18 protein-coding genes are annotated in these 25,218 nt (G+C 41.9%); 12 read left to right on the plus strand and 6 right to left on the minus strand.

Annotation, left to right across the window (positions count from 1 at the left end; genetic code table 11):
• Nucleotides 1–91 precede the first annotated feature (91 nt).
• The 7 genes from CYLST_RS12300 (at nt 92) to CYLST_RS12330 (ending at nt 12,125) form a co-directional block, all read left to right on the plus strand.
• Nucleotides 92–505: a DUF3110 domain-containing protein gene (locus CYLST_RS12300; protein ID WP_015208052.1), complete on the plus strand. Its 414-nt coding sequence runs from the start codon at nt 92–94 to the stop codon at nt 503–505.
• Between the two features lie 57 nt (nt 506–562).
• Nucleotides 563–1,489 carry an N-acetylmuramic acid 6-phosphate etherase gene (gene murQ, locus CYLST_RS12305; RefSeq protein ID WP_015208053.1) on the plus strand — a complete coding sequence of 309 codons (927 nt, stop codon included), beginning with the start codon at nt 563–565 and terminating at the stop codon, nt 1,487–1,489.
• 953 nt (nt 1,490–2,442) lie between these two features.
• Nucleotides 2,443–3,651: a response regulator gene (locus CYLST_RS12310; protein ID WP_015208054.1), complete on the plus strand. Its 1,209-nt coding sequence runs from the start codon at nt 2,443–2,445 to the stop codon at nt 3,649–3,651.
• 291 nt (nt 3,652–3,942) lie between these two features.
• On the plus strand, nt 3,943–4,305 hold the full coding sequence (locus CYLST_RS12315) for a response regulator transcription factor (protein WP_015208055.1): 363 nt from the start codon (nt 3,943–3,945) through the stop codon (nt 4,303–4,305).
• 103 nt (nt 4,306–4,408) lie between these two features.
• Entirely contained in the window at nt 4,409–4,882 is a 474-nt protein-coding gene (locus CYLST_RS12320) for a chemotaxis protein CheW (protein WP_015208056.1), read from the plus strand.
• 101 nt (nt 4,883–4,983) lie between these two features.
• The gene (locus CYLST_RS12325; protein WP_015208057.1) at nt 4,984–8,301 is read left to right on the plus strand and encodes a GAF domain-containing protein; all 3,318 of its coding nucleotides are present in this window, start codon (nt 4,984–4,986) and stop codon (nt 8,299–8,301) included.
• 200 nt (nt 8,302–8,501) lie between these two features.
• The gene (locus CYLST_RS12330; protein ID WP_015208058.1) at nt 8,502–12,125 is read left to right on the plus strand and encodes a hybrid sensor histidine kinase/response regulator; all 3,624 of its coding nucleotides are present in this window, start codon (nt 8,502–8,504) and stop codon (nt 12,123–12,125) included.
• 80 nt (nt 12,126–12,205) lie between these two features.
• Here the strand turns inward: CYLST_RS12330 and CYLST_RS12335 are convergent, their stop codons facing one another.
• From CYLST_RS12335 to CYLST_RS12345, 3 genes are read right to left on the minus strand one after another with little or no spacing between them, the layout of a single operon-like run.
• Complete coding sequence (locus CYLST_RS12335) at nt 12,206–13,120, minus strand: ABC transporter permease (protein ID WP_015208059.1); 915 nt, start codon at nt 13,118–13,120, stop codon at nt 12,206–12,208.
• 29 nt (nt 13,121–13,149) lie between these two features.
• Nucleotides 13,150–14,235, minus strand: coding sequence for an ABC transporter substrate-binding protein (locus CYLST_RS12340; protein WP_015208060.1), 1,086 nt, complete (start codon nt 14,233–14,235; stop codon nt 13,150–13,152).
• Between the two features lie 52 nt (nt 14,236–14,287).
• Complete coding sequence (locus CYLST_RS12345) at nt 14,288–15,436, minus strand: ABC transporter ATP-binding protein (RefSeq protein WP_015208061.1); 1,149 nt, start codon at nt 15,434–15,436, stop codon at nt 14,288–14,290.
• Between the two features lie 207 nt (nt 15,437–15,643).
• Here CYLST_RS12345 and mrdA (CYLST_RS12350) point away from each other — a divergent pair, with 207 nt between their 5' ends.
• Nucleotides 15,644–17,497 (plus strand): penicillin-binding protein 2, encoded by a 1,854-nt coding sequence (gene mrdA, locus CYLST_RS12350; protein WP_041233608.1) that lies wholly within the window; start codon nt 15,644–15,646, stop codon nt 17,495–17,497.
• Nucleotides 17,498–17,887: 390 nt separating this feature from the next.
• Complete coding sequence (gene mrdA / locus CYLST_RS12355) at nt 17,888–19,690, plus strand: penicillin-binding protein 2 (protein WP_015208063.1); 1,803 nt, start codon at nt 17,888–17,890, stop codon at nt 19,688–19,690.
• A 468-nt stretch (nt 19,691–20,158) separates the two neighbouring features.
• Here the strand turns inward: mrdA (CYLST_RS12355) and CYLST_RS12360 are convergent, their stop codons facing one another.
• Entirely contained in the window at nt 20,159–20,980 is an 822-nt protein-coding gene (locus tag CYLST_RS12360) for a M15 family metallopeptidase (protein ID WP_015208064.1), read from the minus strand.
• 101 nt (nt 20,981–21,081) lie between these two features.
• Here CYLST_RS12360 and CYLST_RS12365 point away from each other — a divergent pair, with 101 nt between their 5' ends.
• Entirely contained in the window at nt 21,082–21,999 is a 918-nt protein-coding gene (locus CYLST_RS12365; RefSeq protein WP_015208065.1) for an AEC family transporter, read from the plus strand.
• 104 nt (nt 22,000–22,103) lie between these two features.
• On the opposite strand, the gene CYLST_RS12370 is transcribed toward CYLST_RS12365, so the two are convergent.
• Nucleotides 22,104–22,646 (minus strand): phosphoribosyltransferase, encoded by a 543-nt coding sequence (locus CYLST_RS12370; RefSeq protein WP_015208066.1) that lies wholly within the window; start codon nt 22,644–22,646, stop codon nt 22,104–22,106.
• A gap of 59 nt (nt 22,647–22,705) precedes the next feature.
• On the opposite strand from CYLST_RS12370, the gene CYLST_RS12375 reads away from it, so the two are divergent.
• Nucleotides 22,706–24,160: an MFS transporter gene (locus CYLST_RS12375; protein WP_015208067.1), complete on the plus strand. Its 1,455-nt coding sequence runs from the start codon at nt 22,706–22,708 to the stop codon at nt 24,158–24,160.
• 96 nt (nt 24,161–24,256) lie between these two features.
• Here CYLST_RS12375 and CYLST_RS12380 read toward each other — a convergent pair whose 3' ends face one another.
• The gene (locus CYLST_RS12380) at nt 24,257–24,490 is read right to left on the minus strand and encodes a hypothetical protein (protein ID WP_015208068.1); all 234 of its coding nucleotides are present in this window, start codon (nt 24,488–24,490) and stop codon (nt 24,257–24,259) included.
• 283 nt (nt 24,491–24,773) lie between these two features.
• Here CYLST_RS12380 and CYLST_RS12385 point away from each other — a divergent pair, with 283 nt between their 5' ends.
• The gene (locus CYLST_RS12385; RefSeq protein WP_015208069.1) at nt 24,774–25,139 is read left to right on the plus strand and encodes a hypothetical protein; all 366 of its coding nucleotides are present in this window, start codon (nt 24,774–24,776) and stop codon (nt 25,137–25,139) included.
• The last annotated feature ends 79 nt before the right edge of the window (nt 25,140–25,218 follow it).

Raw genomic sequence — 25,218 nt, forward strand, 5'->3', positions numbered from 1 at the left:
ATTGGCAGGAGAGGGAAAATTGTAGTTATGACTTTCTCTGCGGTGCTATGTAGAACTTTAAGATGAAGAAGATCTCAGAAAAACAAGACAAATGATTACACCCATGCGTGTTTTTGTGTTAATTTTCAATGCTGGTACTGATAATGAGGGGATTCACACGATTCGAGTAGGCGAGCAAAATAAAATTCTGATGTTCGAGTCAGAAGACGACGCCACACGCTATTCCCTGTTGCTGGAAGCTCAGGATTTCGCATCACCGACAGTAGAGGCGATGGATGCTGAGGAAATCAAGGAATTTTGCGAAGATGCCGGCTATGAATGGGAAATTGTGCCAGAAGGCGGCAATTTAGTCGTTCCCCCAGTAATTAACCTTGAGGAAACCGACTGGCAGCCAGAAGACGAAAATGAGGATACTAGACGCCCCAACTCAATAGCCCCAGCCGAGCCAGAATTATCTAATTCTGAGCTAGACAGCATTCGTCGTAAACTTGAAGGGTTATTGTAATTCGTTAGTCGTCAGTTTCTAGTAACTGACAAATGACAGAGAATAAATTAAGGAAAAATGACAAACTTGCAGGAACGCGGACATCTCCTCACGGAGCAAGTAAATCCTCATAGTCTTAACTTAGACCAGATCAGTTCTCTGGAATTGGTAGAACTATTTAATGCCGAAGACCAAAAGGCAGTAGCGGCGGTGGCGGCGGCAAAAATTAAGTTAGCTGAAGCGATTGATCGCACCGCAGACCAGTTGCACCACGGAGGACGCCTATTTTATATCGGTGCGGGGACGAGTGGTCGATTAGGGGTGTTAGACGCTGCTGAGTGTCCACCTACTTTTTGTACGCCCCCAGAGTTGGTACAGGGGATTATTGCGGGTGGTGCCGGCGCACTGGTACGCAGTTCTGAGGATTTAGAAGACAGCGCCGAAGATGGAGCAGCTGCGATCGCCCAACGACATATTACTCAATTGGATGTAGTAGTGGGTATTACCGCAGGTGGCACAACGCCTTATGTCCACGGCGCCCTCAATGCAGCTCGTCAGCGGGGTGCTCTGACTATTTTTATCGCCTGTGTTCCTGCTGAACAAGTTAGCTGTGATGCTGATGTTGACATTCGTCTGTTGACTGGCCCTGAGATTCTCGCTGGTTCAACTCGCTTAAAAGCTGGTACTGTCACCAAGCTAGCTTTAAATATCCTGTCTACTGGGGTAATGGTCAAGTTGGGCAAAGTTTATGGCAATCGTATGGTAGATGTCGCGGTAACAAATCAAAAATTACGCGATCGCGCTTTGCGAATTTTACAAGACCTCACTGGTTTAAGTCGAGAAGCTGCCAGTCTATTGCTAGAACGTAGTGGCAAATGGGTGAAGTTAGCACTCTTAATCCACTGGACTGGTTTGGAAAAAGAAGCAGGCCAACAACTGCTATCCGCACACCAAAGCAATCTCCGGGCAGCTGTTGCCAGTTACAACAACGACCAACAATCCTGAATCATATTCATGGGTAATAGGTCACCAGCCCATTACCCATTAAACTTTCCAGCCCTCACCAGACATAATCTGTTGTTAGGTGCGAAAACTTTCTTCAATTTCGCCAACATTGCAGATATACCCTACTTTCTTTGAAGCCAGGGCATCGATACTGCCAACCCAAAAATTCAAATCTGTCATTGAGGAAGATTATAATTATAAATGTGCTCAAAGTTTTTTTGTAGGCAACTAAATTTAGCAAAAATTGATAACTTAGAGAGATATATGAATAATATTTAGCACGATAATTAATGCTTCTATTGCTTTAGTTAGATCCTTGTAAAAAGTCCCAAAATTTCAATAATTTTCTGGAAATGAAAAAATAAGGTGTGCTGGAAAAACCTTTTATCAAGTGACTTCATGAAGAAAATTAAATATTTGTATCAATGTCAACACTTCTCCCTAGGCTTAATTTCTCATGACTTTCTTGAAATAGAAAAGTGAAACTGACTGACGGTCACAATCTTCTCTAGCCAAAATTTATTAAGATATATAAAGTTATATGTTGATAATTAACATTTTTAACCAAGCTGAATCTCCAGCGTAAAAATTTTGTGAAATCATTATCTTGATTGGCATAAAATCAGGATTTACACGGATATATTTAAGTCAAAAAACTGTGTATGATGAAATACAATAAATAAATGCATCTTGATTTGAGAATATAGCAATCCCAATTGATGCGAAGTAATATTCGCAGGTGTGTAGATTCCGAGATTACTCCTCTACTGAACTATCCCCCCCGCTCTTCTCAGTCAAGATAGAGGATTGCTATATACCAATGAAGATAAAGTACATAGCAACTATTCAAAGTAGTTTGCTAGATGTATTTTCATTAATTAAGATGCTTACTAATCACTGTATAGCTAGCGTGGGTATTCTAAGGGCTGACTTGTTAATTAAAGGTACAAAGTATGACCCACCCGGAACTGACAGAATCTAATAATTTACTAAATGAGTTTAAAACCTGTACTCAACTCCAATACAATGGCAATTTAAATATTAAGAGTTCCAAGGGATACGAATGGACTTTTTACTATCGGCTCGGCAGGATAGTTTGGGCTACAGGAGGAACTCATCCCTTCCGGCGTTGGCGGAGACAGATGTCTCGAAATTGCCCCCAGTTTGATTTAGATAAAATGCGGTTTCGCTCTGAAGATTTAGCAATCGATTACTGGGATTATCACCTCCTGGGAATTTTATATAAGCGGCAGAAAATTCAGCGCGAACAAATTAACGCTATTGTCGAACAAACCATCGCCGAACTGTTATTTGATCTAGCTCAGAAATCGAATTTTGCATCTATCACTTGCCAGCGTAACCCAGTAGCGATACTAGAAACACCAATGAGTTTCACAAGCGCAGACTTGTCTATGAAACTCATGCTGGACTCATGGAAAATTTGGTCAGAATCTGGTCTAGCCAGTTTTTCTCCTGACTTAGCACCAGTTTTGCGGAGACCAGAACAACTCCAGCAGTTGGTAAGTCCAGCTGTATACAAAAACTTTGTGACTCACATCGATGGCAAATACACTCTGCGGGATTTAGCCGTGAGAATGAAGCAGAATGTATTGCCAGTTGCTCGTTCATTACTTCCTTATATCCTCAAAGGCATCATTGAACTGGTAGAAGTACCTGACTTGCCCTTAGCCATGACTGAAGTTGATCACAACTCTACCACCGCACAACCAATTAAGCCAATCGCTCCCTTGGTAGCCTGTGTAGATGATAGCCCTCTAGTCTGTAAAATGTTAGAGGAGATTCTCACTGCTAATGGACTGAGGTTTATGAAGATTCAAGATGCAGTGCAAGCTCTACCAACCCTGATTCAGGATAAACCAGACCTGATTTTCTTGGATTTGGTCATGCCGGTTGCCAGTGGTTACGAAATCTGTACTCAGTTGCGACGAATTTCTGCTTTTGCCAATACACCAGTGATTATTTTAACCGGCAGTGATGGTCTTTTAGATAGAGTTCGCGCCAAGGTAGTCGGTTCTACAGATTTTCTCACTAAACCAGTGGTAGCTGATCGGGTCATGGGTATAGTGCGTAAGTATTTGCCTATGCCTATTCAGGCTCCCTCAAGAGTTGCCAGCACAGCTAATTTAGAGCCTTGCAAATAGGGTGATTTGTCGTCAGCAAGTTAGATTAACACCTCTTCCCCCCTAAATATTTAGGCTCTGTTCTAACAACGAACATTTTTAGTCTCAGTTGAATTTAATTTCAGCGGTTACTAACACTATTTCAATTTAGAATATGTATGTGAAGTTATATTAACTACGTGCTTTTCCTGATGTAAATAGATAAATAATGTATCACAATTGGATAAAAGCAAAAACTAGCATTTATCTAAATTATGATTGCATATTCAATGTTTAGTTCTGGCTCCGAGAATAATTTAATAGGTAATTACCATGAATACTGTTTTAGTTGTTGAAGATGGCTTGACTGATATGGAAATTCTCAAACGCTACTTGCAACAGGCAGGTTATTCTGTGATTGGTGCCACAAGTAGTGAAGAAGCACAAGATAAAATAGATATTGCCAAGCCAGATGTAATATTTCTTGACGTACTTTTACCGGGTAAAAGCGGCTTTGAAATTTGCCGAGAACTGAAAAATAACCCGAATACTAGCAAAATACCTGTAGTTTTCTGTTCTACAAAAAATAGTGAAGTAGATAAGATATGGGGAAATATGTTGGGCGCTGAAGCTTATCTATCAAAACCGATTGATCAGGCAGAATTAGAAGTTACTCTCAAGCGGTTGCTCAACTAAATAAATAGCAAATAAATTACCCAAAAAAGTCACTATTAAATTTTAGATGATATTTGCAAATAGTGACTAAAAATGAATCAGTTAAGACAAAGGATAAATAACTTTGGATACCAAAGAAAAATTTTTAAGCTTTAATTTAGGAGTCAGAGACACAGCGGTAATCTCGCTACAGCACATCACAGAAATTTTACAAGTATCATTGACAGAAATTTGTGGCGTTCCTCAAATGCCTAATTGTGTATTAGGTATCTATGGCTGGCGGGGTGAAATGCTTTGGTTGGTTGATTTAGAGGAGATGCTAGGTTATCCACCACTTTTACAAGGTTCAAATTTCCTCTCAAGAATGATGGCAATTGTGCTAGAAAGTGAGGGTAAATATTTAGGTCTTTTGGTACGGCAGTTGATGGATATTGAGTGGCTGGATACCCAACAGATGAAACTACCATCTACGGAATTATTTTACCCAGCAATGACACCTTTTTTGCAAGGGTATTTTATTAATATTTCTGAGGAGATGATTTTTAGTTTGGATGCCTTAGCAATTATCCAATCACCCCTCTGGGTAACTCATAGTTGAGCATTTGCTGAATGATTAATCGAGCATGGGTAAAAAAACCATGCACTTTTTAGCCTGAAAGTATCAAATTATTACTATTAACAATTTCTGAGGTTTAGAAAATGACGATTTTATATAGCAACAGCGCAGAAGGTGAAAATCTGGTTGCTGAAACAGAAAACTTAGAACGTCAAAATGGCGGCACTAACACAGCAAAAACTGCTAGCGATGAATTATCTACATTAAATGCAATTGCTCAGAAAATTAAAATATTGCGGCAACAGTCACAAGCCATCGCCACTCAGATGCGCCAAGCTTTGGACAAAGATACATTACTTAAAGTTACTGTAGCACAAGTTAGGGAGAAAATTTCTGGTGATCGCGCATTGATCTATCACTTCACTTCCTCTGAATCTGGTACTGTGTTAGCAGAATCCAGAACCCTAGGTTGGACACCGGCTCTAGGTGAAAGTCTTCCAGGCATTATTTTTGGTTTATATACTAGTCAAGACTATGTAGAACCTGTAGCAATTGACGATATCAATCAGATACAACTTACCCCCTATCAAAGGCAACTGCTGGAGAAATTTCAAGTCAAATCTAGCTTGAGTTTACCAATTGTGATAGAGGGGAAAGTTTGGGGTTTATTGGTAGTAAATAACTGTGCCTCAGCCCGGCGGTGGCAAGAGATAGAAATCACCCTATTATCTCAAATTGCGACTGAACTCATCTATAGATTACAGAGCTTTGAATTTACCAAAGAACTGGAACAGCGAACGCTGGCGAGAAAATCAGTAGGGAAAGTTATCAGTAAGATTTTACGGCTACCAGACGTCGATAAGATCTTTCAAACAACTACCCAAGAAGTGCGGCAATTATTGCGATGCGATCGCGTCGGTGTCTATCGCTTCAAACCTGACTGGAGTGGCGGATTTGTCGCCGAGTCAGTGGGTAATGGTTGGGTAAAAATGGTAACTCCAGACTTTAAGATGGTCTGGGAGGATTCTCACTTGCAAGAAACTCAGGGAGGACGTTATGCCAAGGGTGAAAGCTTTATCGTCAATGACATCTATCAAGCAGGTCATGCTCAATGTCACATTGATATTTTAGAGCAGTTTGAAATGAAAGCTTATATAATTGTGCCCATATTCTCTGGGGAACAATTATGGGGCTTGCTGGCAGCTTACCAAAATTCTGGTCCTCGTGACTGGCAATCTTGGGAAGAAAGCTTTTTGGCGCAAATCGGCTTGCAATTTGGTGTAGCGATTTCACAGGGAGAATATCTGGAACAAGTGCGATCGCAATCTGAGCAACTAACTCAGATCGTCGAACAAGAGAAAGCTGTTACCAAGATAGTCAATCGCATCCGTCAAGCCGCAGATATGGAAAGCGTCTTCAAAACAACCACTCAAGACGTACGCCAATCTCTAAAATGCGATCGCGTCGCCGTCTATTGCTTCAATCCTGATTGGGGTGGCGAATTTGTCGCTGAGTCAGTGGGTAATAATTGGACAAAACTAGTAGGCCCCGGCATCAAAACTGTTTTGGATGATACCCACTTACAAGATACCCAAGGCGGTCGCTATGCCAAAGGCGAAACCTTTGCTGTAAATGATATCTATAAAATAGGCCATGCTCCCTGCCACATTGAAATTTTAGAGCAGTTCGACGCGAAAGCTTACGTGATTGTCCCCATATTCCTGGGGGATAAATTGTGGGGGTTACTGGCAGCTTATCAAAATTCCGGGCCTCGCGAATGGCTTCCTTGGGAAGTCAACTTTTTAGCTCAGATTGGCTTGCAATTTAGCCTAGCTAAGTCACAAGTCGATTATCTAGAACAAGTGCGGTTAAAAACCGAGAAACTGACTCAGATAGCTGAACAAGAAAAAGCTGTCACCAAAATAGTCAACCGCATCCGTCAAGCTTTAGATGTCGAAGAAATCTTCAAAACAGCCACCCAAGAGGTACGCCAGTTACTGCGATGCGATCGCGTCGGTGTCTTTCGCTTCAACCCAGACTGGAGTGGCGAATTTGTCGCCGAATCAGTCTCTCAAGGTTGGGTAAAACTAGTAGGCCCGGATATCAAAACCGTCTGGGAAGATATCCACTTGCAAGAAACCCAAGGAGGTCGATATGCCAAAGGCGAAACCTTTGCAGTTAATGACATCTACCAAGCTGGCCATGCTTCTTGCCACCTTGAGATTTTAGAGCAATTTGAAATCAAAGCTTATGTGATAGTTCCCGTATTCTCTGGGGATAAATTGTGGGGATTGCTGGCAGCTTATCAAAATTCCGGCACTCGTAATTGGCAAGAAAACCAAGTCACCTTGCTAGCACGCATTGGCGACCAGTTGGGACTGGGATTACAACAGACCGAATATTTGCTACAACTACAAGCACAATCAGCCAAACTAGCAGAAGCAGCAGCCAGGGAAAAGGCAGCCAAGGAATTACTCCAACAACGATCTATTCAACTCCTAACAGCCCTCAGACCTGCCCTCAAAGGTGACTTAACAGTCCGGGCGCCAATAACAGAAGACGAGCTAGGCACGATCGCCGACGCTTACAATAGTACCGTCCAAGCAATGCGGCAAATTGTACTTCAGGTACAGGGAGCCGCCCAACAAGTTGCCCAAACCTCCAGCACCAGTAATACTTCACTGGCAGGACTAACTAATTTGGCAGAACAACAGTCCGCAGAAATTACTACAGCCTTAGGTGATATTCAACAAATGCTAGACTCTACCCAAGCTGTGGTAGCTAACGCCCAATTAGTGCAAATAGCGGTGCAACAAGCCAATAAAACTGTAGATTCTGGCGACACCGCCATGAACCTGACAGTCAAGGCCATCCAAGCGATTCGTGAAACCGTCGCCCAAACCAGTAAAAAGATTAAACGCCTCAGTGAATCCTCACAAAAAATCTCCAAAGTGGTAAATTTGATCAGCAATTTTGCCACACAGACAAACGTCCTAGCTTTAAATGCAGCCATTGAAGCCACCCGTGCCGGTGAATATGGTAAAGGCTTTGCCGTCGTCGCTGACGAAGTTCGTTCTTTGTCACGTCAGTCAGCAGCAGCAACCATCGAAATAGAAAAATTAGTCCAAGAAATTCAAGCAGAAACCGGGGAAGTTGCAGTGGCAATGGAAATAGGCATTCAGCAGGTGGTAGAAGGTACTAATCTTGTCAGTGAAACCCGTCAAAACTTAAACGCTATTGTTTCTGCAACTGCCGAAATTAGTCAGCTGATCGAGCGAATTACTGAAGCAACCCAAAATCAAATGGTGCAATCTGTTACAGTCACTACCTCAATGAAAGATGTAGCGGAAATTGCTAACAAAACATTTGCCGAATCTCACGAAATTTCTGTTGTCTTCCAAGATTTATCAGGGATGGCACAAGACCTATTAGCCACAGCCAGCAAATTCAAAGTCAACTAAATTATCAAATTTTGGATTAAACTTCAATAATTTGGAACTTTTGTAGGGTGCGTTACGCTCTCACTAAGACACCCTACAAAACTCCTCCTCTTAAACTTACTCTGCGTCTGGAGCGTGTCTGCGTGAACTAAATAAAAATATTTTTGTCAAAAAAAATCTAAATTTCTAATTTTAAAATCACCTAATCCAAAATCAAAAATATGATTACAGATATTTCAATTCGCGAGCAAGGCTACAGCTATTTCTTAGCTGAAGCACCAGAATTATTACAAATAATTGAACAAGAACTGTTTGGATTATCAGAAGGTTATAGCACCGCCAAAGTGCATAACCTCATGCGGGCAACTCATACAATTAAAGGTGGAGCCGCTAATGTTGGGCTAGATATCATCAAAATGATCTCCCATTCTCTAGAAGATGTGTTTAAGGCTCTATATAGCCCAGATGTGGTAATAGATGCCGAATTGCAAACACTCCTACTGCAAGCTTATGAGTGTCTTAGCCTGGCACTAACCGCAGAACTAACAGCAAATACTATTAATAGTGAAGAACTACTTCAGAGATCAACAACAGTATTTGCACAGTTGCAAGAAAAATTAGGTGATGCTTTTGGTGCAGATGCACATATTCCCACATCCGAAGAATTGGGGTTTGATATTGTCCAGTCTATCTTTGAAGTCGGAGTACAGCAACGCCTAGAAACTATCGCTGAGACTCTTAAAAATCCACCAGATAACGCCGAGTTCGTTAATTTTTTACGTTCTCAGGCTGAAGTGTTTCTCGGCTTGGCACAATCTTTAAATCTACCTGGATTGGGTGAAATTTCCCAAACCGTTATGGCAGCATTGGCAGCAAATCCCAGCCAGGTATTACAGATTGCAGAAATCACCCTTGCTGATTTACAACAGGCACACAAAGCAGTGCTGGCAGGCGATCGCACGAGTGGAGGCGCACCTTCTCCAAGTTGGCAAAAACTGACAACAGTGGTAACAGATGAGTTATCTATTACACCTACCACAAAATCTTTTGCTAACATCTTTCTGAATAACACAGTAGATTTTTACAGATTTTTAACTCAACCTGGAACTCTGAAAAATGAGCCGATAAAACCAGCAAATGCCAAGTTTTATTTAAAAGTTATTCGCTACATTTTTGGCTGGTTTAATCACTATATGGAAATACCAGAGTCAGAATTGCGTTTAACTTTATTGATTCCTCGGACAGAGCGAGAAGAGCCGGTAATTTATGTGGAAAATTGGCTAAACCAATTTTTGACTTTTGTCCAAGATGAAGAGGATAGCCAGAGCCTTTGTATTTATCGCCAAGGTGTGGTTTTAATCATCCTCCTTGCCGTTGCTAAATTTCAGTATTCGGTTGAGAAAACTCACGGCGCTATCCCAGTAATCAAAACACTACGAAAGCACATTCGTCAATCGGCAAAAGAATATAAAAATTCTCCTCCTGTTACTGCTCAAGAAAAAAATTGGCTGAACAGTCCCAAGTTACAAAAATTATTAGTTATCAAAGAAATATCTACCTCTACCTATGCAGCAAGTACCGATAGTTTGGTAGAAGCAATATGGGGAGATGAATCTGGTCTAAATTTGACTGATGAAGTCACTGTAAATCACACTGTAGAAGATGTGAGAAATGATGAGTATTTAGAAAGTGTTACATCATCAGCTATCAGTGAGCAGATAGTTACAACTATTCCCGAAACAGGGATTGAACTTATTCCTGATAATGCGACAGAAATCAACCAGCAAATAGAAGAGAAATCTTTAGCTACTCCAAATAAGAATTCTCGGCAACCTTCATTTGTACGAGTCGATGTAGAGGGACTACAACGCCTCAACTACTTGACAGGAGAATTGCTGATTTATCAAAAACGACGGTCTTTACAGAATGAACAGATCCAAGAATTAATTGAGCGCTTAAGTCAGCAACTTACCCGACATCAAACAATTTTAAATCAATTGCGGGATTTGCCATTACAGATGCAAAATGTGGCAGTGCAAAATAGCCAAAATGTTGCTGCTGTCAACTTTGACTCGCTGGAAATGGATGCATATACAGAATTTCAACTAACATTGCATGAAGCAATTGAGGAGACGCTACAACTACAAGAGACTACAGAGTCTCTGGACTTACTCGTAACACAAGCTTCTCAAATTAGTGACAAAACACATAGTTTAACTCTTGGTATTATAGATAATTTAGTAGAGGCGCGGATGTTGCCTTTGGGAAATATCCTTAATCGCTTCTCTCAGATGGTAACTAAGCTGGGAAACGTTTATGGGAAACTTGTAGAGTTGAAGCTGACTGGTACACAAGTACTTGTGGATAAAGCGATCGCCGAAAAGCTCTATGATCCCTTATTACACTTGGTGCGGAATGCTTTTGATCACGGTATTGAACCGCTACAAATTCGCCGTGAGCTTGGCAAACCAGAACAAGGGTTAATTCAAATCTCTGCCTATAATCAGGGGAGTCAAACGGTTATCGAAGTCCGGGATGATGGACAGGGGTTGAATTTAGAGACTGTTCGCAAGAGAGCTATTGAACTTCGTCTCATACCATCTGATGATGAAGCTGGAGGCTATGTTCATCACCCGACTGAAGCTGAACTTTTAGAACTGATGTTTTCACCGGGGTTTTCCACTGCTGGGAAGGTCAGTGAAATTTCTGGACGCGGTATGGGGTTAGATATTGTGCGTACTCAGTTGCAAGCACTTAACGGCTCGATCTCAGTTCAATCATTACCTAACCAAGGAACAACATTTTTACTCAAAATTCCTTTTTCTATGACCACAGATAAATTAATGCTAGTCCAAGCTGGGGGTGTTGTTTATGCTTTGCTGTTAGACAGCATCGAAAAAATCTTGATTCCCTCTGCTCAACAAATCAGGGAATTTGAAGGCAAAAGAGTTTTGCATTGGAATACAGACCAAGATGAACAGATGGTCAGCATCCGGAAGTTTTCGGATTTAATATATTACAATGGCTCAATTGTCAACAGTACTACCCTAGATACTCTATCAAGTACTGTTGAAGCCGGAATCATGAAAAATCCCGTGCTTTTACTGCGGCGAAATCAAGGCATCATGGGTTTAGAAGTTGACCAAATCATCGGTGAACAAGAATTGGTAATCAGACCTTTAGGAAATGCGATCGCACCGCCAAAATATATTTATGGTTGTAGTAGCTTGGCCAATGGCAACCTGATCTTAATCATTGATGGCACTTTACTTGTAGAGTCTAAGGAGATGCAAGCAACCCTTGAGCCTCATTCATCAAAGAAACAAGCCTTACCAATATCGGGTTATCCCACTTCATCCACACCCTTACTTGCTGCATCTACTGCCACAGAGACTAGAGAACCCCAGCTAAGTCATGATGTAGAAGCAATCAACAAATCACCAAAAGTGGTTTTGGTGGTAGATGATGCCATTAGTCTGCGGCAAACCCTGTCTCTCACTTTACAAAAATCTGGCTATCAAGTAATACAAGCACAAAATGGTGTGGAAGCTTTAGAACAGTTGCAGTTGCATCCTGAGATTGAAGTTGTTGTCTCAGATTTGGAAATGCCGCGCATGAATGGTTTTGAGTTATTAAGCCATATCCGCCAAAGCCAAAATTTAGCCAATATGCCTGTAATAATTCTCACTTCTCGCAGTGCTGAAAAACATCGTCAATTGGCGCAAGAATTGGGTGCAACCGCTTACCTAACCAAACCTTATTTAGAGCATGAATTTATCTCTATGGTCAATGCTTTAAGTAACAGATATATAGATCAATTAAATAGTACAATTATTAATGCTTAATTGTTATAAAAGCGAAATAAGCAGGAAAATTAAATTAAAATAAATTTCGTAGTCAGGACTTCAGTCCTTAAAATGCTTTGCTATCGCTTCGGTAGTTCTTCGCCAAACTTAATTAAAAGTGCGATCGCCATACTTACAAGCATAATTAATGTCATACTCAAAGCTGAACCAAATCCCCAGTTTTGAGTAGCTCCGAGAAACTGGTTATAAACTAACCGCGCTGCTGTCATACTCGAAGCACCACCAAGTAATTCGGGGTCAACAAAATCCCCTAAACCGGTGATGAATACAAGCATAGAACCAGCAGTAATTCCTGGTAAAATTTGGGGTACGGTCACTTGCCAAAAAGTTTCCACTGGATTTGCACCTAAATCAGCGGCTGCTTCTAGCAATTGCTTATCTAGCTTTTCTAAAGAGGCATATAAAACTAATACCATGTAGGGCAATAAGCTGTAACTCATACCAATTAATACAGCTGAATTTCGGTTAAGTAATTCTAAAGCAGGTAAGCCTAAATTAGTTAATATACTGTTCAATAAGCCAGTCGGACGCAAAATTGTAATCCAAGCATAGGAGCGCAATAAAGAAGAAGTCCATAAAGGCAAGACAAAGCCTAATAGGAGCAAATTTCGCCAGCGTCTTGGTGCCATTTGAGCAATCCAATAAGCCACAGGCAGACCCAATATTAAACAAATTATTGTAGTACTGACTGCTAAAAAAAGTGATTGTATTATTACTTGTAAATAAAGGGGGTCAAGTATCCGAATGTAGTTACCTAATCCACTGGGATTGACTAGATCTCCTGGACGAATGTCTGGTACTAAACTCAACTGAAAAATAATCAATGTTGGCAGCACTAGCAAAAGTAATAACCAAATGCCGGATGGTGCAAGTAACGTCAAGGGTGAGAGCCAGTCTAGTTTTGGGCGGATTTTTTGGAGTTTGGCAATTTTGCCAGGAGAATCTAGGGGAGAGTTATTAATTTGTGTAGACACGAGCCTGATTAATAGATTTGTAATTTAAGTTAGCTGCTGGTTAATTGAGTCCAATAACGCTGGTAAAGTTCTTCATATTTTCCTAAAGGAGTCACGCGTTCGCATTTTTCTAAACTTGACTCTGGAGGGAATAAATTTTCATCTTCTTGGAGTCTTTTTGGTAATAAATCAAATGCGGCGCTATTCGGTGTAGCAATGTTCAAACGTTCAGTGAACTGGGCTGATACTTCTGGTTGTAAAATCCAGTTAATCCAAGCATAAGCACCAGCCAAATTAGGCGCATCTTTGGGAATTACCAGATTATCAGTCCATAATGTTGAACCACTGCGAGGAATCACAAATTTTAGTTTGGGGTTTTCTCTGGACATTTTCACCGCATCTCCTGAGTAACACATTGCCAGTAGTAAATCTCCTGCCAAAAGTTGGTTTTGCCAAGCATCGGTGTCGAAGGCAGAAACTGCTGGTTTCAGGACTTTCAACTTTTCATAAGCTTGTTTTATTTCTGTTTCATTTTGCGAATTATAAGAGTAACCCAGCATCCGCAATGTTGCGCCTATTACCTCCCGGACATCATTGAGCAAAGTCATCCGCTTATTCAGTTTTTCTTTGTTTTGCCAAAGATAATCCCAGTCTTCTGGTGCGGTTTCGAGTTTTTCAGAATTATAAATTAACCCTGTTGTCCCCCAATTAAAGGGAATGCAGTATTTGTTGTTAGGGTCATAACTAGGATTTTGAAATCGGGAGTATAAATTATCTATACCGACTAAGCGATCGCGATTTATTTCTGTTAATAAATCTTGATCCAACATCTTCTGCACTGCACTATCAGATGGATAGATGATGCTGTAAGTACCACCTCCCCCGACTTGCAGCTTCGCCAGCATGACATCGTTGGAATCATACACATCTGCCAAAACTTTCATGCCAGTTTGGGCGCTAAATGCTGCGAGTAATTCTTGATCAGTATATTGCGACCAGGTAAAGATATACAGTTGGTCACGTTGACCAGCACTAGGAGAATTAGCTCGGATATTAGCAAGCCTCCAGCCACAACCAGCTAGCGACAAGCTCCCAAGTGCTGTTATCCCTTGTAAAAATTGCCGTCTGTTAGTCATTAGTCATTGGTCATGAGTTTTTTAGTAATTCTGGAAAATATTGACTAAACATCTATAGACTATGAGCTTTTGACTCTTGACTAATTGCTAAACAGTCAGTTTCTGTCCACCAAGCGTAGATGGTTGTGTCACGATTTGGCAAACTACCAAAGGTATTGGGTTGCAAAACACTGATGCTGATGCCGTTAGTCAACTCGACAACATAATTAACGTGAGTACCCAAATACATGACGTTGACAAGCCGTCCTTCAAAGCAGTTTGTTGGTATATTGGGTTGATAAAGCGAGAGCTGAATTTTTTCTGGGCGGACGCTGACTACAACTACTTGCGATAATTCAGTTGGTGTATCTTCAGAGCGACTGACGACAATTGTGAGTCCAGTTTTTGTGACAATTTTCACGTAATTGGAGTCTACCGCCGCGATTTCACCGCTGAATAAGTTTGTATCACCAATAAAATCAGCAACAAAGGATGTCTGAGGATGTTCGTATATTTGGCTAGGAGTACCGATTTGCTCTATTTTGCCTTGATTCATGACGGCGATGCGATCGCTCAAGGACAGTGCTTCCTCCTGGTCGTGTGTCACCATAATAAAGGTCAAGCCCAAATCTTTGTGTAAATTCGATAATTCGACCTGCATCTCCTTACGTAGTTTTAAGTCTAACGCCCCCAATGGTTCATCCAGCAGCAAAACTGCGGGACGGTTGACGAGGGCCCTGGCTAAGGCAACTCGTTGCTGTTGACCACCAGAAAGTTGATTGGGAAAGCGCGATCGCAAACTTTCCATTTTCACCAGCTTTAAAGCTTCTGTAACTCGGTTGTCAATTTCTGATTTGGGTAATTTTTTTAACCGTAGTCCAAAAGCAATGTTATCCCACACATTTAGGTGATTGAACAGAGCATAGCTTTGAAATACAGTATTGACAGGTCGGCGGTAAGGGGGCACATTAGTCATGGACTGACCCCGAATCAATAACTTGCCAGCGTCAGCCGTTTCAAATCCAGCAATTAAGCGCAGTGTGGTAGTCTTGCCACAACCGGAGGGACCCAGGATACTAAAAAATTCTCCTTGTCTCACATCCAAATCTACTCCATGTACTGCCGGTTCTTGGTTGAAAAACTTGAACACGTTCCGCAGTTCAACATCAAGTGGCTGAAAATTTGTTATCCCCCTCTGATTTTGCATCACAGTTTGAGCCATAATCCTCAGTAGAATGCCGTGATCTTACGAGACTTAGTCTATTAATGTAGTCTATTAAGCAGACTACAGATGACTCTTTGGTTTATTGTATCCGCCAAAAACAATAGATTAGGAATATACACCCCCATTGTTTTATTTTCAATACCGGGTAGCATCTACGAAAAATTTTATACAGATATTGCTGATCACAGAATCTTTCTTGGTCTTATGGATATATTACCAACATCGCTACTTAGCATCAAAAAAGATACACGTACCGTCGGACGTGGATTCCAGTCAATATTTTTAATTGTATTTACCCTATTGATGATGTCGGGAATAGGGACTCGTTTGGCATATTTGCAAATTTCTGAAGGGACAAAACTCCGGCAGCGTGCCGAGGCCAATCGGATTCGGATGATTCTCAAACAGCCGGAACGGGGCAATATCTTTGACCGTAAAGGCAAACTTTTAGCTAGTACTCGCTATCCCCGGTCTGTATATTTATGGCCGATGGCACATACTAAGCCCTCATGGTCAGTTGTGGGGCCACGGCTAGCAAAAATTCTCGATATTCCCCAATCCGAGATGGAACAGAAACTAGAAAAAGCTGGTGCTAACTCTTCTTCTCTCATCCGCATTGCTCGCGACCTGAATGAAGCCCAAATTACAGTATTAAAGGAGTATACAAATGAACTCTCAGGCGTAGAAATCAATACAGAAGCCGTTCGCTACTACCCCCACGGCGATAAATTGGCTCATATACTCGGCTATACCCGTGAACTGACTGCCGAACAGTTAGAAAAAAGAAAGCAGGAAGGCTACCGTCTGGGAGATGTGATTGGTCAGATGGGGGTGGAAAAAGCTTATGAGCAAACCCTACGGGGAGAATGGGGTGGTCAGCAGGTAGAAGTGGATGGTGCTGGTCGCCCAATCCGGGTTGTGGGAGATAAACAGGCAAAGGCTGGTAATGATCTACACTTAACTATAGATTTGGATCTGCAAAAGGCAGCTGACAAAGCTTTAGGAAAATACCAAGGTGCGATCGTCGCCATCGATCCAAATAACGGTGCTGTCTTAGCAATGACATCTCACCCCACCTTTGACCCAAATATCTTCTCCAAGCAAAAACTCTCCGAAAAAGACTGGAAAAGCGTCCAAGGTAAAGATCATCCTTTGGTTAATCGCGCCCTGAGTGCCTTTCCTCCCGCCAGCACTTATAAAATTATCACCACGACAGCAGGGCTGGAATCGGGCAAATTTTCTCCTGATACAGTACTACAAACCTTTGGCTCCCTGACCATCGGTGGTGTGACCTTTGGTGAATGGAATCACGCCGGATTTGGCCCGTTGGGATTTCCGGAGGCGATGGCTATGAGTAGTGATACTTTCTTCTATCAAGTTGGCAGGAAAGTCGGTGGCCCTACTTTGATCGAATGGAGTCGCAAATATGGGTTTGGTCAAAAAACTGGTATTGAGTTTGTTAATGAAGAATCCAAAGGCTTAGTTCCCGATGAAATCTGGAAACAGAAAGTTTTTAAGATCCCTTGGACTGTAGGCGACACCATTAATATGTCAATTGGTCAAGGTGCTTTGCAAGTCACACCCCTGCAAGCAGCAATTATGTTTGCTGTGCCGGCTAATGGTGGTTACCGAGTCAAGCCGCATTTGCTCAAAGACCATGAACAAGCAAAAAGCTGGCGAGAATCCTTAGAAATGAAGCCGTCAACGCTCAAAGTTCTCCGCGACGGACTGCGGAAGGTGGTGAGTGATGGCACCGGTAAACGCTTAAATGTGCCATCAATTGCTCCTGCATCGGGCAAGAGTGGTACAGCTGAAGCCGGTGCTGGTCGCCCAAATCATACTTGGTTTGGTGCCTATGCCCCTAGTGATAAACCAGAAATTGTGGTTGTGGCCTTTGGTGAAAACTCCGGCGATCATGGCGGGACTATTTGTGGTCCAATGGCTTTGCAAGTGCTAGAAGCCTATTTTCAGCATAATTACCCTGGCAAATATCAGAAAGCCCAGTCTGGGGAATCAGAAACTGAGACTCATAATTCCGCAAATACAACTGACGACTAAATCAAGGAAGTTTGAGAAAGGATCAACTTTTCCCATTACACCAGTAGTGTAGAGACGTTGCATGCAACGTCTCTACATGGAGAAAGAATTTCTGTTGTGTGGCTCATTTACCTGAAAATCGCCGTAAGTTGGGCTTTGATGATTCCTCTTCCTTCGCTAATTCAGCATCCGCTCTAGAGCTAAAATTACCAGGAAAATACCTACTTGTAAGTCTCTGGCTAACTAGTAAGATATATTAAGCAGATAGAATATTAGATTTCACTCGATTCTATGCATTAGAAAAAATTTAGCAAAACTGTGCTCTCTTGATTAATTGTCCGCTAAATACCGAGCAGGAATATAGCACAATTGTAGATAAATAATGCTAATTTTGAAATTTTCTTTAGTCTTATGACCTTGTTGCACCCATCTCCACTGAGCGGACAAAAAAATACACGTACAGTTGGCCGGAATTTCCAGCCGCTATTTATAATCATATTTACCTTGTTGATGATTTCGGGAATAGGCGTTCGTTTGGCTTATTTGCAAATTGTTGAAGGAGCAAACCACCGAAAACGGGCAGAGTCCAACCGGATTCGGATGATTCCCAAACAGCCTGAACGAGGGAACGTCTTTGACCGCAATGGCAAACTTTTAGCTAGTACACGCTATCCCCGGTCTGTATATTTGTGGCCGATGGCACATACTAAGCCTTCATGGTCAGTTGTGGGACCGCGTCTGGCGAAAATTCTTGATATCCCCCCATTAGAGATGGAAGAGAAACTAGAAAAGGCTGGTGCTAACTCTTCTACTCTCATCCGCATTGCTCGCAACCTGAATGAAGCAGAAATCACGGCTTTGAAGGAGTATACAAATGAACTCCCAGATGTAGAAATTCATACGGAAGCAGTTCGTTATTATCCCCACGGTGAGGAATTGGCCCATATACTCGGTTACACCCGTGAACTAACTCCTGAACAGTTAGAGAAAAAGAAGCCGTTAGGCTACCGTCTGGGAGATGTGATTGGTCAGATGGGGGTGGAAAAGGCTTATGAGAAAACCCTACGGGGTGAATGGGGTGGTCAGCGGGTAGAAGTGGATGGTGCTGGTAGACCACTCCGGGTTTTGGGAGAGAAACAGGCAAAAGCTGGTAAAGACTTGCACTTGACGATAGATTTGGAGATGCAAAAGGCTGCTCAAAAAGCTTTAAAGAATCGCAACGGTGCGATCGTCGCCCTTGACCCAAAAAACGGTGCTGTCTTAGCAATGGTGTCTTACCCCACCTTCGACCCCAATATTTTCTCTAAGCAAAAACTCTCCCAAAAAGATTGGAAAACTGTCCAAGGTGACGAGCATCCTTTGGTCAATCGTGCCCTCAGTGCCTTTCCCCCCGCTAGTACTTTTAAAATTGTCACCACCACAGCCGGGCTAGAATCAGGTAAATTTTCCCCTAACACTGTGCTACAAACCTACGGTTCTTTAACTATTGGCGGTACCCGTTTTGGTGAGTGGAATCATGCCGGATTTGGCCCCTTGGGTTTTGTCGGGGCGATGGCTATGAGTAGTGATACTTTCTTTTATCAAATTGGTCGGGGGGTTGGCGGGCCAGCTTTGATTGAATGGACTCGCAAATATGGATTTGGTCAAAAAACTGGCTTTGAGTTTACCTCAGAAGAAGCAAAAGGTTTAGTTCCTGATGAGACTTGGAAGCAGAAAGTTTTTAAAATGCCTTGGACTGTAGGCGATAGCATTAATATGTCAATTGGTCAAGGTGCTTTACAAACTACTCCTCTGCAAGTAGCTGTGATGTTCGCTGTACCTGCTAATGGTGGTTATCGTGTCAAGCCGCATTTGCTCAAAGATCGTGAAGACGCAAGCATCTGGCGAGAGTCGCTAAATATGAAGCCGGAAACTGTCAAAGTTCTCCAACAGGGGCTGCGGAAGGTGGTGTCTGATGGTACGGGTAAGACTTTGAAACAGCCAACAGTTCCTCCAGTTGCTGGTAAAAGTGGCACAGCGGAAGCTTGGAGGCGTGGGGTGAAAGAAAATCACGCTTGGTTTGGTGCTTATGCTCCCGCTGATAAACCAGAAATTTTGATTGTCGCTTTTGCTGAACATTCTGGGGGTGGCGGTGGCAGTGTTGCTGCACCGATGATTTTAGAAGTGATGGAAGGTTATTTTTCGCGGAAGTATCCAGGGAAATATAAGAAATAACTTCTAATATCAAGTTCGGCGAATTACTTTATATTCCTGAAGAACCCCACCCCGATAAAGCTGTGCTTTATCTCCCCTCCCCGCAAGCGAGGAGGGGTTTAAGTATCGAATTGAACCGGACTTGATATCACAACAAAATCCCCAAGTTTAAGTAGAGCAACGTAAATAATTAAAGGTTTGTAGTGAGGGCTTCAGCCCTACTTTGAGGGCTGAAGCCCTCACTACAAGCTAATTTCAATATTTCTTACTTTACAAAACCCCATACGATTCAGTTAAAAAATCGTAGGTTGGGTTAAACGAAGTGAAACCCAACAATTTAGGACTTAACGGACAGGAAATGTTAAATATGGGGTATGGTTTGTGTGATTAAAAGTTTTAATTCGTGCGTTAGGGAACGCACGCTACGGGTAGGATGCGTAAAGAGACGCATCAAAGAAATCATCCAAAAATCTAAAATCTAAGATTGAATTATTGGGGCTGAGTGGGTCTGAGATTTCTGGCTTTGTAGAATGTTTCCAAGCTATCGCGATCGCCAACAAAACGCCAGTGCCAAGGTTCATAACTCACACCTTGGGGATTATCTTTGGGAAAAGACAACTCAAAACCGAAACGAGCTGCATTTGTTTGTAGCCACTGATAAGCCTTAGTATTGTCGAAATTAGCTTGGAGATTTGTTGCTGGTACTGCGCCGTCACCAATATCCGCAGCGTAACCTGTATGATGTTCACTATGACCAGGAGGAGCGCTGAGAGCGGCTCTTTGTGCTGGGGTTTGATTGCGCTGGGCACCAACAGCAAAAAACAACTGCTCTTGCTCTTTAACTGAGCGAAATCCAGAAATTGGTACTAAAATGACACCCGCACTCCGCGCTGCTTGCGACATCGCCTGAAACTTTTCGGCAGCAACTTTTCGCATTCTCATGCGTCCATCTGCGGAAATTGCAGCTAGTTCTGACTCAACTGCTTCTGGATATGCCAAATGCCCCAATATAGTATCGTTATTATTCCCAGGTGTATTGACAGAATTATCAGTTTGTGTATTTGGTGCAGATGCTGTACTAGCAGGCGTTGGTTGAGAATTATCTGTTTTTTTGGGTACAGTCACGAAAAACAAAAACCCACTAATTACCGCCAGCAGCAAAAATCCCACTAGTCCCCCAATCAGCAAAACCTGGGCTGGCAAGCGGATCTTGGTTGCTACATCTGGATGATCGCGTAAAGCCACTGGAATATCATCGCCAGATGAAGCCGATGAGTTTTGCGGTTTTCCAGGAACCCCAGCCTTATTCAAAAATTAACTCCTGTATTTGTTGAATTACCATAACAGATTATGAACTAGACAAAAGTGACTTTAACAGGTAACATCTCACATCTGCATTCCTAGGCTTAATTTTGATAAACCTGCTAGAACTATACGTCAAGCTGGGGGGATTAGTCTTAGTAGGATTTATGCTGGGACGTAAACTACCTCACACGGTGCCCACCCGCTTAGGTCAGTTTCTCTTTTGGGTGGGAGGGCCTATCAGTATCGTATCTTTTTTACGCCAAGCCGATTTATCGGGGCAGATTTGGATAGCACCTGCGATCGCCTATTTAGCCATGTTACTAGGAGCCTTTCTCGCTTGGCTAGGAATTAAAGGTCAAGCTTATTTCACAAATACCATCCCCCAACAACCAACTCAGGGTACTTTGATCCTAGCAGCAATGGTGGGTAACACAGGCTATTTGGGCTTTCCCATTACCCTAGCAATGGTAGGCAAGGAATACTTTGCCTGGGCACTCTTTTACGATTTGCTGGGGTCAGTTTTCGGATCTTATGGCTTGGGTGTCGCCCTAGCAGCCAATTTTAGCAGCAGTGTGAGTAATTATGGAGAGACAGCTAAAGCCATCTTAATTAATCCTGCTTTGTGGAGTTTTGGATTTGGGTTACTATTTCGCCAAGTAGCAATTCCTAGTTTAGTTGAATCATGCCTAGAGATATTAGCTTGGACTGTGGTGGCTTTGTCCTTAGTCTTAATTGGGATGCGACTCTCACGGCTGAACTCTTGGGATAAATTTCCCCAAGCGGGAATCAGCTTGATCATTAAAATGTTGTTAGTTCCCGTGATTTTGGGGAGTTTATTACCATTTCTCGGTGTAACTGGCGACCCAGCCAAGGTAATTATCCTACAAATGGCTATGCCTCCAGCATTTGCCACGTTAGTAATAGCTGAAACCTTTAATCTTGACCGTGACCTTGCAGTTACTGCCTTAGCAATGGGGGTTGTGGTATTGGTAGTTACTATCCCAGTCTTGCTATGGCTGTTTTGATTTTAGATTTTAGATTTTTAGATGGTGAATCAATCACAATCAAAGATTATGGCGGTCAACAAGAAAGTGGTGAGTTCAGAGCTACCACTAATTGTCTTGAATTTTTAATTTTGAATTTTGAATTGGAGCGAAGCGACTTGACTGACCTTTGCTGTGATTTCAGCCGGATTCATATTTTCGTAGTGTTCAAAGGGTTGGTGAATCCAAGGGTTATCTGGTAGGTAATCAACATAGAAATCCGGGGCGATAACTGAACAGGCTTTATACCAAAGTACGGCGGTGCGAATTTCCTCAATTAGGGAATCACTATTTTGCTTTAGCCAGGGAACAGTCTGTTGGAGGGTGATTCCAGAATCTACCAAGTCATCTACTAAAAGAAGCCGCGAACCTAACTTTTCAGTAGTCATAGTCAAGTGGCAAGAAACAATTAAACTGCCTCTTTCTTGCTTGCCACTGCCACTGTAGGATGAGGTTGCTAAAATTGCCAGCGGTTGATTGTATATACGTGAGAGAATATCTCCTACTCGCAGTCCCCCTCTAGCGAGACAAACAATCTGGTTGAATTGCCAACCGGATTGATAAATTTGAACTGCCAATTGTTCAATCTTGTGGTGATAATCTGACCAAGAAATGTAAAGGTCTGGCATAAGGCTATAGTACTGAAGGAAAACGCAAATCTTTTATTTTAATATGAGAGCAGGGTAAGATGAACGATTCTGTTGCTGATGGCGATGCCCAAAGAACTCCTGAAAGCGAAAAATTGGACTTTAAAACCAAACTAGCTTATGGTGCAGGAGATTTAGGCCCGGCGATTACTGCCAATATTGCCATATTTTATCTGCTAGTGTTTTTTACCAATGTCGCTGGTATCCCGGCGGGTTTAGCTGGCAGCATTTTGATGATTGGCAAAATCTGGGATGCGGTAAATGATCCGTTTGTGGGGGTACTGACTGACAGAACTGAGTCCCGGCGCTGGGGGCGTCGTCTACCTTGGATTTTATATGGCGCGATTCCCTTTGGGATTTTCTTTTTCTTGCAGTGGATTGTACCGCGATTTAGTGCCGATCAGAGTAGCAATATTTGGCCTTTGTTCTGGTATTACGTAGGAATTGGGGTGATATCTCAGGTGTTTTACACCGTTGTGAATTTGCCCTACACGGCCATGACGCCAGAACTAACTCAGGATTATGACGAACGTACTAGCCTCAACAGCTTTCGCTTTACGTTTTCCATTGGTGGCAGCATCCTATCTTTAATTTTATCGAAAATTATTTTTGACAATGTTAGCGATCGCCAGCAACAGTTTCTCGTTTTAGCCGCAGTCTGTACGGTGATTTCGGTTTTATCCTTATATTGGTGCGTTTTTGGCACGCGCGATCGCATTTTGGCTTTTGAAGCTAAACGCACTCAAGTTGAACAACCCCCATCTATTCCCATCGGTGAACAGCTAAAGATTGTCTTTAGTAATCGACCTTTTCTGTTTGTTATTGGGATATATCTCTTTTCTTGGTTAGGTGTACAGATAACAGCCAGCATTATTCCCTACTTTGTGGTCAACTGTATGCGCCTCAAAGATTCAGATGTACCTACAGTGATGATTGCGGTGCAAGGAACTGCCCTTGGTATGCTATTTGTTTGGAGTTATTTGAGTAAAAAGGTCGGAAAGAAAGTTGTTTATTTTCTGGGAATGATTTTATGGATCATCGCCGCCGCCGGACTATTTTTCTTACAACCAGGTCAAATAGGTTTGATGTATTTGATGGCTATCATGGCAGGTTTTGGTGTTTCCACAGCTTATCTCGTTCCCTGGTCAATGATTCCTGATGTCATTGAATTAGATGAACTCCAAACTGGACAACGTCGGGAAGGAATTTTTTATGGTTTCATGGTTTTGCTGCAAAAATTCGGTTTAGCTTTTGGGCTATTTGTCGTCGGCAATTCTTTGCAAGTATCTGGTTTTAAAGAGGCTGTAGTTGGGCAAAGTACCCTTCCCATACAACCTGAGTCAGCACTGCAAGCTATCCGCATTGCTGTTGGGCCGATACCGACAGTTTGTTTAATTTGTGGTTTGGTTTTAACCTATTTTTATCCTATTACCCGCGAGATGCACGCAGAAATGCTGCTAAAACTCAAAGAACGCCGGGAGAATATGGCGCAATAACAAATAAATGGATATAGAAAAGGGTGCGGATATGATACCCGTCACCCTGGTGGAAAGGGTAAGTATATTGCTGAAGGTTTTCATCTTGATTCGGGATTAAACGCGAATTGGTAGAGTCAGATGCACATTTATAATTTGCTTACTGACCCAAGATTCTACTTCATTCTCTTTAACAATATCTGCCCCTTTTTCCTGATAAGTGGCGATATTTTTCTGATATGCTTTTTCAATTTGCTGGTAGTTGTCTTGTTCTACTTTTGGTGGTAGTACAACAATTGCCAGGGGAAAATTAGGTTGATTATTCTTTACATCTAAAATTCGCCAAAACATCGCCTTTTAGTCTCTATGTCTGCAAATAAAAAATCCCAGTTGCTCAAGTCTTTTGATTAAGCAACGCCGAATATTGTGACGAAATATAACGATTAGATTAAGAATAATAAACTTTTCTAATGTAAATCTAAAAGAGATTTTATTATAAAAAGTATAACAAATGCTAATACAGTACATTATCTGTTGTTGGGCATTAATTTTAGGTTAAAACACTAACCTATATAAAGATGCCATGTTTTTTTAGGTTCTACGTAAAAACTAAATATTTAAGGTAGAGAATTTCATGAATAAATATTTAATGAAGACCATAAATTATCAAGATTGGAAGATTGAGATATATCAGTGGTTTGCCAAGAAAAGATTTGAGATTATGTGCTACAGCCCAAGTGGTCACAAACTAAACCTCTCAGAAATCTCTCTGCGCTGTTGGTTTAGGGAAGAATTTGCTATTGATGAAGCTAAAGAATTTATCGACTCTATTAATAGCAGTGAGCAAAATATTAATCTCATACCAATAGCGAATTGGGATTACTTTGAATTGTCCAAAACTAAACAAGTAGATTTATCAAAGTTGTCTGGTTCAAGTCACCTGTCGTGGCAAAGCGATCGCCCTTTAGCGCCTGTCTCGGCAAACAAAGAATTCTCGTAGATTAAGCTACTGGGATCTAAATCAAAGCCTTGATTGCTTTCTTAAACTCAGAAGTGCCAGTGTAAAAAATTTAAAATTT

The organism is Cylindrospermum stagnale PCC 7417 (assembly GCF_000317535.1).
Classification (GTDB): Bacteria; Cyanobacteriota; Cyanobacteriia; order Cyanobacteriales; family Nostocaceae; genus Cylindrospermum; species Cylindrospermum stagnale.